This is a genomic window from Candidatus Bathyarchaeota archaeon (genome assembly GCA_029882535.1).
Taxonomy (GTDB): Archaea; Thermoproteota; Bathyarchaeia; order Bathyarchaeales; family SOJC01; genus JAOUKM01.
Map to the genome: position 1 here is coordinate 1 of JAOUKM010000040.1, position 10,572 is coordinate 10,572.

At 40.1% G+C, this 10,572-nt stretch carries 16 protein-coding genes; 9 read left to right on the plus strand and 7 right to left on the minus strand.

The window, feature by feature from the left end:
- Positions 1 to 897 precede the first annotated feature (897 nt).
- Positions 898 to 1,374, plus strand: a complete 477-nt coding sequence (locus OEX01_08375; protein ID MDH5448997.1) for a GNAT family N-acetyltransferase — start codon at positions 898 to 900, stop codon at positions 1,372 to 1,374.
- 19 nt (positions 1,375 to 1,393) lie between these two features.
- Here OEX01_08375 and OEX01_08380 read toward each other — a convergent pair whose 3' ends face one another.
- On the minus strand, positions 1,394 to 1,828 hold the full coding sequence (locus OEX01_08380) for a DNA-binding protein (GenBank protein MDH5448998.1): 435 nt from the start codon (positions 1,826 to 1,828) through the stop codon (positions 1,394 to 1,396).
- A gap of 181 nt (positions 1,829 to 2,009) precedes the next feature.
- Between OEX01_08380 and OEX01_08385 the strand changes: the two genes are divergently transcribed.
- From OEX01_08385 to OEX01_08395, 3 genes are all read left to right on the plus strand, one after another.
- Positions 2,010 to 2,411 (plus strand): hypothetical protein, encoded by a 402-nt coding sequence (locus tag OEX01_08385; GenBank protein ID MDH5448999.1) that lies wholly within the window; start codon positions 2,010 to 2,012, stop codon positions 2,409 to 2,411.
- Positions 2,412 to 2,587: 176 nt separating this feature from the next.
- Complete coding sequence (locus OEX01_08390; GenBank protein ID MDH5449000.1) at positions 2,588 to 4,099, plus strand: AMP phosphorylase; 1,512 nt, start codon at positions 2,588 to 2,590, stop codon at positions 4,097 to 4,099.
- 96 nt (positions 4,100 to 4,195) lie between these two features.
- Positions 4,196 to 4,423 (plus strand): hypothetical protein, encoded by a 228-nt coding sequence (locus OEX01_08395; protein ID MDH5449001.1) that lies wholly within the window; start codon positions 4,196 to 4,198, stop codon positions 4,421 to 4,423.
- A 158-nt stretch (positions 4,424 to 4,581) separates the two neighbouring features.
- On the opposite strand, the gene OEX01_08400 is transcribed toward OEX01_08395, so the two are convergent.
- Both OEX01_08400 and OEX01_08405 read right to left on the minus strand, forming a co-directional pair.
- Entirely contained in the window at positions 4,582 to 4,842 is a 261-nt protein-coding gene (locus OEX01_08400) for a hypothetical protein (protein MDH5449002.1), read from the minus strand.
- An 84-nt stretch (positions 4,843 to 4,926) separates the two neighbouring features.
- A complete protein-coding gene (locus OEX01_08405; protein MDH5449003.1) occupies positions 4,927 to 5,148 on the minus strand; it encodes an NFYB/HAP3 family transcription factor subunit in 222 nt (73 codons plus the stop codon).
- Between the two features lie 130 nt (positions 5,149 to 5,278).
- Between OEX01_08405 and OEX01_08410 the strand changes: the two genes are divergently transcribed.
- The 4 genes from OEX01_08410 (at position 5,279) to OEX01_08425 (ending at position 7,124) form a co-directional block, all read left to right on the plus strand.
- Positions 5,279 to 6,073, plus strand: a complete 795-nt coding sequence (locus OEX01_08410; protein MDH5449004.1) for a TatD family hydrolase — start codon at positions 5,279 to 5,281, stop codon at positions 6,071 to 6,073.
- Between the two features lie 76 nt (positions 6,074 to 6,149).
- Positions 6,150 to 6,377 carry a 30S ribosomal protein S17e gene (locus OEX01_08415; protein ID MDH5449005.1) on the plus strand — a complete coding sequence of 76 codons (228 nt, stop codon included), beginning with the start codon at positions 6,150 to 6,152 and terminating at the stop codon, positions 6,375 to 6,377.
- 14 nt (positions 6,378 to 6,391) lie between these two features.
- Positions 6,392 to 6,769, plus strand: a complete 378-nt coding sequence (locus OEX01_08420) for a hypothetical protein (GenBank protein MDH5449006.1) — start codon at positions 6,392 to 6,394, stop codon at positions 6,767 to 6,769.
- A 52-nt stretch (positions 6,770 to 6,821) separates the two neighbouring features.
- A complete protein-coding gene (locus tag OEX01_08425) occupies positions 6,822 to 7,124 on the plus strand; it encodes a MoaD/ThiS family protein (protein MDH5449007.1) in 303 nt (100 codons plus the stop codon).
- Between the two features lie 35 nt (positions 7,125 to 7,159).
- Here OEX01_08425 and OEX01_08430 read toward each other — a convergent pair whose 3' ends face one another.
- The 4 genes from OEX01_08430 to OEX01_08445 form a co-directional block, all read right to left on the minus strand.
- Positions 7,160 to 7,351, minus strand: coding sequence for a hypothetical protein (locus tag OEX01_08430; protein ID MDH5449008.1), 192 nt, complete (start codon positions 7,349 to 7,351; stop codon positions 7,160 to 7,162).
- A 95-nt stretch (positions 7,352 to 7,446) separates the two neighbouring features.
- A complete protein-coding gene (locus OEX01_08435; protein ID MDH5449009.1) occupies positions 7,447 to 7,746 on the minus strand; it encodes a metallophosphoesterase in 300 nt (99 codons plus the stop codon).
- Between the two features lie 21 nt (positions 7,747 to 7,767).
- Positions 7,768 to 7,914 (minus strand): metallophosphoesterase, encoded by a 147-nt coding sequence (locus OEX01_08440; GenBank protein MDH5449010.1) that lies wholly within the window; start codon positions 7,912 to 7,914, stop codon positions 7,768 to 7,770.
- Between the two features lie 65 nt (positions 7,915 to 7,979).
- Complete coding sequence (locus OEX01_08445; protein MDH5449011.1) at positions 7,980 to 9,092, minus strand: radical SAM protein; 1,113 nt, start codon at positions 9,090 to 9,092, stop codon at positions 7,980 to 7,982.
- A 329-nt stretch (positions 9,093 to 9,421) separates the two neighbouring features.
- Here OEX01_08445 and OEX01_08450 point away from each other — a divergent pair, with 329 nt between their 5' ends.
- Positions 9,422 to 9,748, plus strand: coding sequence for a hypothetical protein (locus OEX01_08450; GenBank protein MDH5449012.1), 327 nt, complete (start codon positions 9,422 to 9,424; stop codon positions 9,746 to 9,748).
- The last annotated feature ends 824 nt before the right edge of the window (positions 9,749 to 10,572 follow it).

Below are 10,572 nucleotides of genomic sequence, written 5' to 3' on the forward strand. Positions count from 1 at the left end.
TAGGAGGGCATAAAGAAGATTCTGTCAGAATACCCAACCCAACTGGTAGAGTTTGAAGCGGAAAAATGGTTAAAGAGATTATTTCTGATACCTTGAGTGAGCAGCTAGATAGAGTTTCTGGGGGTTCCATTAGAAATGTTCGGGTTTAGAGATATATCCAGTTAATATGCGTGCAGCCAAATCGGTTATTTGAACGCGTTTAGTGCGCATATACGTTAAAAGATGAATCTTCGTGTGATTTTTCTTTATACCCATGTTTCGCCGGAGGAGGCATGTGAGAAGATTTTCAGAAGACCCACATGTACAGGTTTAAACAAGTACAAAAAAAGATTTATTTATCATTCTGAATCCGACTTCAAAATGTTAAGCATTTATCTTTTCATTTCACATAATTTAAATAAGATAGGTTTTAGATGTTTCAATATTCTACAAAGGCAAGTGTACTAGAAATGCTGGATTTGCTGTTATGGATCTTTTGGTTCATACTCGGTGCAAATAGTTTTTGGTTCTTCACTCAGGCTAAAAAATTACGACCTTTAACTTTAGATGAACTTGTTATCTTGTGGAAACTACACAAACAGCAAACGGAATGTGACGCACCGATTTCAAAAATGGAACCAATCATAAACACACAGTCATATGAGTTTGTGAGTTTCAAATGCGAATGTGATTACCGATATTTGTCAAAACGTCTAATCACTCAAAGAGACGCACGTAAGCTTAACATGTTTTCTCAAATACGGGCAAGAAAAGAAGTAATAAGTGAAGTTGCGCGCAAACATATTCAGCGTCAAATATAGAAAAAAGATATGGTGTAGGCAAAGACATAGCTTATCCAGACTTGGTTAAAATTCGTTCATTCGAAAATTTGAAACCTCTAATAAGCTTCGTGTAAAAATGAGTAATAGAGAAGATGTTATGTCTATTAGTATAAAGAAAGCGAAAGTTCACGACTTAGAAAAGCTCTACCGCATTGAAAAAGAATGTTTCACATCTGAAGCTTTTTCGAAGGAACAAACAGCATTTCTCTTAGGAAACCCAAACTCAATAAGCCTTTTGGCTCAGATGAACGATGAAATTGTAGGTTTCATTATCGCATTGATTTATGAAAGGAACAATGAAAAAGCGGGCCATGTCTTCACGTTGGATGTTGCCATAAAGGCTCGCAGAAGGGGAGTAGGGCTGAGACTACTTTGGAATTTGGAACAAATTCTTAGAAGTAAAGGAGTCAATGTTTGTTATTTAGAAGTAAAAGTTGACAATGTGGCTGCACGTGAACTCTATAAAAAATTAGGCTATGTTGAAATTGAGCACTTGAAAGACCACTATTATCTAAGAGAAGATGGAGTTAGACTACGGAAAATTCTGCAGTAGTTTGCTTCAAGTCATATAGCTACTTTTCTAGGAACCAAAGGTAAAGGTTTCTTCGTGCGTCAAACTCCCTTTTAAGGGCTCCACTTTCCACCTCAACCAACACAAGCTCAGCTGTCGCACCAACCAGACATCCTGGCAAAATATGACCCCCAAAAGCATCACCTTTATTGTCGCTAACCACTATATGCCCATGAACAACAAGCTCAGCCTTATCTTTAACAGAAATGTTTCCCATGCACGAAACTATTTCCAACGGGCCGTCTTTCTCAATTGGCTCATATTTTCCTTCTTTGTAGTAGCCTAAAACTGTTTTTTTCAGGGTGCCTATGAGGAAGAAGAAGCCGGAATTGACATTGTTTTGTTTAGCTGTCGAAGTAATAGTCGTAAGCAAGTCCTCATCTTCAAAGAGCCTAGAAAAAACTACTCTTTTGATTTTAGATTCAACACTTTTCATATTAAGCCTCCTTATGCACTGCCTAGCGCTATAATGTTAAAAATTTTTTGGAATGCTCATTCGTTATTTACATAGTTAGACTCGGATTCAGCATCGTTATTACAATTTCATAATCATTATATCACAAATACACCTCTTCAAAATTGTGATTCACTTGCAAACAAAAATAGAAAACCATAGATTGAGCGCATTTATCAATGGTCTTCTAAGCGGCTTAGGTTTGATTCTAATTATATGGGGACTTGCTTCTATAGTTACACTATCCGCAAGCAGCGCCACCGTTTACATAGGCCTCATCTTGTTTGGAGTACTTGTGTTTGTGGGTGGTGGGTTCCGCGAAGCTTACATATGGGGCAGATTTTCAATGCAACCAAGCATTCGAAAGAAAACTTCTATAACACGAACCCAACCCGTAGCACCGTTAAAACCAACAGCGCAACCACAACAAACAAGAGCAACAGCTCAGGCGGCATCTCAAGAACAAACAGATCCGAATCGTGTGACAACGGAACAAATAACAGAATATCCTGTTGGAACACAAACACGCGAGACTGTTGTTTACGAGCAAGAAAGGCAGACGTAAACCTAACGTGTTAGTGCGTACACTCCACAAGCCTGCTGAATTATTTTGTTAGTGTAAAACACGATACTAACCGCAACGAAAATTTTCGAGAAACAAAATCATCCAAAAGAGCGAAACCACGAAGACATAACACTTATCTAAATTACCTCTGAATAGCGTGCTGTGAGGAATTTCAGATGATTAAGCTCAAGGCAAAAATAATTGATTTAGAAGTTGGCAAACGAATGATTTTACTTCACGAAAAAGACGTTCAAGAAATCGGAATTTTAGCTCACGATTGGGTGAAAATCACTTTTGGAAAACGAAAGGCAGTAGCCTTCGTTGATACTACAAAATCTTATTTGAAACAGGGAGAAATCGGAATTTTCAGAGATGTTTATGAAGAATTCAAGGTTAAAGAAGGCGCAAAAATCTCTGTTTCCTCGGCGAAGCCGCCAGAATCGATAAAATTTATTCATAAGAAGATGAATGGCAAGCCTTTAACTAAAGAAGAATACCACGCTATAATACAAGACGTCGTCAACCACAGACTTGGCGAAGTACAGATTGCTGCTTTCCTTTTAGCCGAGGAATTTCATGGCTCAACAATGGACGAAATTGAATACTTAACCCGCGCCATGGTTGAGACAGGAACGATAATCGATTTTGACCGCCCATGCTATGACAAACACAGCATAGGAGGTGTGCCGGGCAACAAAGTCACACTGCTAATCGTTCCCATCGTAGCAGCAGCTGGACTGTTGATTCCAAAAACTAGCAGCCGCGCTATAACCAGCGCCTCAGGAACCGCTGACACAATGGAAGTGGTTGCTGACGTTGAATTCGACGCCGCAGAACTAAAAGAAATTGCATTAAAAACCTCTGGAGCAATCGTCTGGGGCGGAAAACTCGGCATTGCACCAGCTGACGACTTACTAATTCGTATTGAACATCCACTGGATATAGACCCTTTTGGACAAATGCTGGCAAGCATTCTTTCCAAAAAACTGTCAGTTGGGGCAGATCATGTAGTAATTGACATTCCTGTAGGAGAAGGAGCAAAAGTCACTACGGTAGAAGGTGCAAAAAAATTCGCTAAAAGTTTCGTGGAACTAAGTGAGCGCTTCAACATACACCTTCAATGCGGCATCACTTATGGAGGACAACCCGTCGGGCACATGGTAGGTCCAGCATTAGAAGCACGAGAAGCATTAATCGCACTACAAGGAAAAGGACCGGCAAGCCTAGCTGAAAAATCCACAGCATTAGCAGGTATACTCCTAGAGATGGGATTTGTAGCCCAACCGGGCCAAGGTAAGGATTTGGCTAAAGGAATCCTTGCTTCTGGAAAGGCTTTAGAAAAAATGCGAGAAATTATCGAAATTCAAGGAGGCCCCCCAAAAATTCGCCCCGATGACATTAACATTGGACAACACACCGTGGCGCTTAAAGCGCCTTGTGATGGATTTGTAACGAACGTCAGCAATGCTGCAATAACTGCCATCGCTAGAGCGGCTGGAGCTCCCCGAGAAAAAGGGGCAGGAGTCGCGTTACGCTGGAAGAGGGGATACAAGGTGAAGAGAAATGATGTTTTGTTTGAAGTATACGCTGAGCGAGCGTCGAAGCTTAACGACGCTTATAACTTAGCTTTATCGATGAATCCTGTTACTATAGAAGGGATGCTTTTACACAAAATCCCAGAATTTTAATGGAAAATTCTAAAGTCTCAGGTTTGTTAGAATAATTAGGAAGTTGGAGAAAAGAACTGTTGGCAGGGCTACCAGAAAAGGAGGACTCAAGGGCGTTTGAAAGCTTTCGCCGTCTTAGTGTGTAATACCACTTGGAAATGTGGACGTGTGGAAAGGCAAGTAGTCAATTATCTGCGAGCGCAATTTACTAGGTTTGGTCATGTAAAAATGCCACTAAGAGAAATCTTGTTACACTTCAAGCTGAGTGGAAAAAAGAAAAATGAGTTTCTCGACGCCATAAAACGTCTTGAAAAGCGACACATAATCAGGATTGAAATGTTATAAAGCTATTTTTCTAACAGCAGATTTCTAGCGTTTTTAATCCATGATCAGTGATTTTTGATGAGATTTGTAGTTTTTCTGCCAACTCTTCAGCAGAAGCTGCCGGCAAGCTATTACTGTAGCAATACCCAGCGCTTTCAGTTGCTCAGCTCTTTTTTCACCTATTCCTTTATTCGTGTTAACTCCATAAGGGATTCAACAGCTGGAGAAGGTATGATGGAAAGCAGTTTCTGTTTCTTAGGTCGCAGACTGTAACCAAAAATGAAAGCTGTAATTCCGAACAGGGCTAAGACAAAAACAATCGCATTGTAAATCAGCATTCCGCCCATAGGTTCTTCTAAAGAGGCACTATTGAATATGGTGTAACAGACCACTACTAAGAGTATTACGCCGAATATGTATAGGAGATAATCCGAACGCAATTTTTTCCCTAGCCAGCATTATGATTTGTTTGAGCACATAAATAACTTTTCCAGCATCTTAAAGATAAAAAAGGGAAGAGGAAGCTATTTTCCTACCACTTTTCTCGTAGCAATCTCGATGTCTTCTTTCTTCACAGTCTTACGTCCTGCGTGCATTGCATATTCAATCGCTTCTTTAGCGATTTTAATGCCAATATCTTCAAGGGCGACTGCTAAGGCATTTGCTGCACTTTCGCTCACTCTGTCAGCTTTGGCTTTTTTGATTATTCGGTGCATAGGCGCAATAGACAACTCTAAATTAGCCATTTAACCATCTCTGTAGCCTCTTTTTCTATTTAAGCCAGTATTTAACCCTTATCCTCAGTTCTCAGACAAAATTCTTTCTTAGCAGTCACACAGCAATACATAAAAACCAGCAACGAACACTGAAAAAGCCATGAGATTCGTAGACGCGCATGTACATCTGTCAGATTCAGAATACGAAGCGTACATCGACGAAATTATAAAAGACGCTAAAAGGTCAAACGTTGTTGCTTTGGTGTCTAACTCGATGAATCTGCAAACAAGTCTCCAAAGCATTAAACTAGCTGAAAAACATCCTAAAGTTGTCTATGCTGCCTTGGGAATCCACCCGTGGAACATCAAAGGACTGCTTCCAAACGAATTAGAACACACAACAAACTTGATCCTTAACCATAAACAGCATGAAAGAGTAGTTGCAATTGGTGAAATAGGCTTAGACTACAAGTATTTGAAGGAAGGAAAACAAGAGCTTCTTAACATGCAGTATGAAGTGTTTTGCAAGATGTTGCAGCTAAGCGAAAAACTTTCCTTGCCAGCAATTATTCACTCAAGAGGAACCACATCGAAAATTATGGACATACTTTCCTCTTACAACATCAAAAAAGTACTGTTACACTGGTTTAGCAATCCGATGAAATTACTGCCTGAAATAGTGGAACGTGGATATTATATCACTGAAGGCCCTCTAACAGTTTATTCAAGTCACATAAGGGACATTGTACGTCGAATTCCCCTCACCCATTTGCTGACTGAAACCGATGGTCCCGTCCGCTACTTCGAACCTCCTTTTAAAGGAGAAATGACCTCACCCACGTTTATACCTCAAGTGGCAGGTGCAATAGCTGAAATAAAAAGTAAAGAAAAATCAGAAGTGGCTGAACAGATTTTCAAAAACTTTGAGAGTTTTTTCGAAATAGAACAGACATAACCAAATTGCTTTTATGGAAGTCACAATTATTAAAAAATGCCAAAAGAGGAAAGAATTGTAAGGATGAATGAAAACTTTGGGGAAAGTGCGGCCAGAACATGTGAAAAAAAGCGCCCGCGAACTAGTAGCACTATATCCAGATAAGTTTAGTACCGACTTTCAAAACAATAAGAAAGTTGTAGAATCGTTAGCTCAAATTTCTTCGGCTAAGCTTAGAAATAGGATAGCAGGATATATTACCAGGTTAAAATCAATTGCGCATGCAGGAGAAGCAGAAGAAGGCGCTGAAGAAGAGGAAGAGTAGGAGTTGAAGACTAGATGTCTACAATGGGTGATTACAGGAAAGGATGGGCGCTCCGCTACTTAAGAGAGGCAAAGGCAGAACTTCTAGCAGCTCAGAAAACGCCTTCTATCGCACACAGTTTAATTCTTGAAGCCATGAGAAAGGCACAAGCAGCAATATACTACAGCTTAGGTGACCCCGCCTTCATAGAATCCATTGTATATCAAGCATTTTACAACCAAGAACAATCAACTGACGAACCCGTGCTTAAGTGTTTAATCGAAATTGAGCGGACAATACAGAAGCTTTCCCAAACACCTGATTCAAAGCTTCCTAAGACATTTGAGCATGTTGACGATATCTTACAGATTGCGTCCGATATTGTTGAGCTTTTCACTGGAGAAAAAGCGTAATGCGATTTTGTCAAATTTCCTGATAAAAAACAGCATAAAATTTTAATCTGGAATGATAAAGCTGACAATCACAATAAAAGTAAACCTTGTAGGCGTTCTACGAGAACTAGCCGGAAAAAGCACTGTCTCGCTGAAAATTGACAGCTCTGCAATTGTTAAAGATGTTATTTCTGAACTCACAAACTCTTTCTCATCCGAATTTAAACAGGCTTTGATTGATTCAGAACTCGACGACCCTCGACCAAATGTGCTCGTTTTATTGAACAATAAAGAGATAGGTGTGCTGGATGGACTCAAAACTAGAGTTAGAGATGGAGACAAGTTAGTTTTGATTCCGGTCTCCCACGGTGGCTAATAGAATTTCTAACTTTTGCGTGTTGACGAAGCTATTTACTGTGTTATGTCGAATGCTTGCAAAACCTCTCTCATTTTCACTATGTCGTCAAAGTCGACGAAATCGCTATTTACTATTTTCAGTTTTTCTTCTATTCGGTTTTTCTTTATCGTTATGACATTGTAGGAGTTGCAGAAGAAACCACGGAGTTTTTCGCAAGACGCGCTTCCAGCGTGGATTATCTTCATGTTTTCGATTTGCCATCGCCACGGTCTGTGTCTGTGTCCACATAACACAAGGTCTACTTTAGATTTTGTTAGGCTTCTCAGAACGTCGCCCGCGTCTATGACAGTGATTTGATCAGCACCCGTTCTGGAACAGGAATTATGTGATGATGGATTGCCACTATTTTCAGTTTATCTTGATGCTTTGCGAGGGCGCTTTCAAGCCAGAGATTTTGTCTGTGACCTACTTCTCCGTCGTCTCTGTCTGGCCTTGCAGAGCTAACTATGACAATAACGATGTCCTCTATATCGGTTATTTGTAAGAAGGGAAACAATCGTCTGAAAAGTAGGTATCCCGTAGAGCGGTAGTCGTGGTTTCCGCTTACATAAATAACCTTGTCAGCTTTCAACTTCTTCATTTGTGCTGCAACTGTCTGGAATTAGGACATCAATCCGTCTTCAGTTAAATCTCCAGTTACTAGAACTACGTCTGGAGACATGGCGTTAATTTCTCTTATAGCATCTTGTAAAACCTTGTTTCGAAACATTGAACCGCAATGGGTATCAGAAATTTGGACTAGCAACATATCTTTGTTCACCCTTGTCGACTATTTCATAGCTTCTTTTATAGATGTTTTCGTGTCTGGATTATCTACGAAAGCAGGTGGATGTTGCCTATTCTTACGTTGTCTAAGTATTTTCTTGCAATGTCATAGCAGTTGTTGGCGTTTTTTCTGTTTGTGGTTGGCAAATCGTTTAGTATGTATGCTGGAAAGAATGCCAAGAGGGTGTAGGGGATTTGAGGGTTTACCTCTGCAATGAATTTGGCGATATTTTCCACTTCTTTTATGTCCACGTAGTCTGGTATTAGAAGTGTGCTGGCGGTTAGAAGGGGGAGTTCTGGTCTTTGATTGTAGTATTTTTTGCCTATTTTTTGGAAGTTTTCAAGGGTTGCTTTGTTTGATGTTCCACATAACACTTTGTTAAGGTTTTCATCCCACGTTTTTATGTCGAATTTCATGTTTCCACCGCTTTTCAGTGAAAACTCTGCGGCTTGTTCTGCGTAGTTTGGGAGCATTCGACCGTTTGTTTCCCAACAGATGCGTAGTATTCGGTTCTTGTTTAAGGCTTCTGTTAAGGCTATTTGGCTTGTTTTCAGGGCGTGGGGCATTTGAGTGGAGGGGTCGCCTCCAAAGAAGCAGATACATGAGGTTTTTTCATATGCTTTGGATGCCAGCTGTTCGGCTGAAATTGTTGGTTTGTGTTTTCGGGCTAGGTTTCGGTAGTGCCAGTTTTGACAGAAAAGGCAGTCTGTGCTGCAGCTGCCGTAGAAAACGGCCAGGTTTGAGTGGCCTATCTCTGCTTTTGGTTTGTAGGCGTATTTTGGGTAGCTTGCGCCTGTACATCCTGGGCAGAACCACCATGAGACGCAATTTGTCGGTAGCAGGTCGTGGTACCATTGCAGTATGCCTTTTTCGGGTGTTCCACCGTGGCGTACTAGCTTGTCATCTTGGTTTTCCACGAGACCGCAGTATCCCTTTCTGCCTTCGGCTATTTTGCATTTGTTGGCGCATTGGCCGCATTGAAGGCCATCGGGTGTTTTTGGCGGGTTTGCGGGTAAGTTGAAAGCTTGCCTAGTTTCGGCGTGGATTTGGTTGCTAATTTGTAGAGCTTTTTCCGGGTTTGAACGGATGCAGTCTAGGCAAATGCCTAGTTGAGCTGAGATTAGAGGTGAGTGGATGCTGCAGATTTGGCATTTCGCCAATTGGCTGTTTTCTCCAAGGAATGTTTGGGATGCTTGTTCTTTATAGTAGTGTTGGAGGGTACGGTTGGAGTGTGTGCGTTACCCATAAACTAGACCCTATATTATAGGTTTAAAATATGAAAGTGAGCTTTAGGCTGTGTGTAGCACCTGAATCCCTCTGGATTTTATTTTGATTCCAAATAGGCGGCTAATAGACGCCAAATCGAATTGGTGATGTTTGATTTTAGAGCTAACAGAAGTTTTTAGTTTTATGTGTTTTTGCTTATCAATAAGACATAAACTTTATTAAGTATTGCGACAGACGACAGATTTGAGAGGTGTTCAAGAAAATGGGCGGTACTTCCGAACGAGAATATAGCGAAAAGCTGCAAAAGGTAATAGAAAGACTGAACAAACGAGTAAAAGACGTTCAGAAAGACTTTGACAAAATTGAGAAAATCAAAGTAGATGCACTGAAGAAAGTTGAAGACATGAGACGCTATGCAGAAAAGGAAGTAAACAAAATTGAAAAGAACATTGCGAAATCGAAGGATTTAGCACCAGAATCCAAACAAAGATTAGAATCACAAATAGTAGTTGCAAGAAACGAAACCGAGGGTAAATATTCCACATCGAGAAGACAAATTGCTGAAAGCATCATACCTGTCGCAGCATAACACTACTAGATCCTACTTTTTTACGAAATCTTGCCTAACTGTCGTTTTAAAGAAAGAATTAGCTATGAAGAAAGGTTTGAAGACCTTCTATTTTGTCAAGTAGCTTATCCAAGCATCAGGGTTTTGGTATTTTACTTGTAAGTGGTTTTTCCAGAATGCCCTTGCAAGAGTTATGAAGTCTTTGGATGATAGTTTGTTGCTCATATCTTGACACTGAATAAACAATACGATAATTTAGGATTTAAGTCAAATTGCTGCTTCTACTATATTACGAAAACTGAAATATGTTACAGTCAAAACCTTGAAGGAAAGCGATAAAGAGCATTCTTCTTAAAAAATATCCCACAAAGGCTTTATGTTTCATTTGATAATTTTCATTTACACCACCCTAAAAAAGGATGTCAAAGGCATCATGCCAATGAAGACTGCTTCTTTTATGATTCCAAGCAGAAGATATCTTTGCAAAGCAGTTGAGAAAGTTAGTGGAATAAAGAACTCGGATGAAACGGGTCTTGAAACAAAATCTTGTTTAAAGAATACAAACTCTTTAGGAAACACAGGTAGAATATTACACCCATTTGTGAGATTCTTGTAGTAATTCCTTTAATAGGAGAAAATGCGTTAGCACAAGTTTTAAATGAAGAGAACATGTAGTTGTAGTTATGCAAGCCTTTGAAAAATACATGGAACAACACGCGGAAGTTGAAGAGTGGCTTAAGAACAGGCCTAGAGGAACACAGAAAAAGTTTGCGTTGTCGGTAATGCGGTTCTCTAAACAGATGGGTATCGAGCCTGAGGAGTGGCGTAGTCTAGACAAGTTTGAA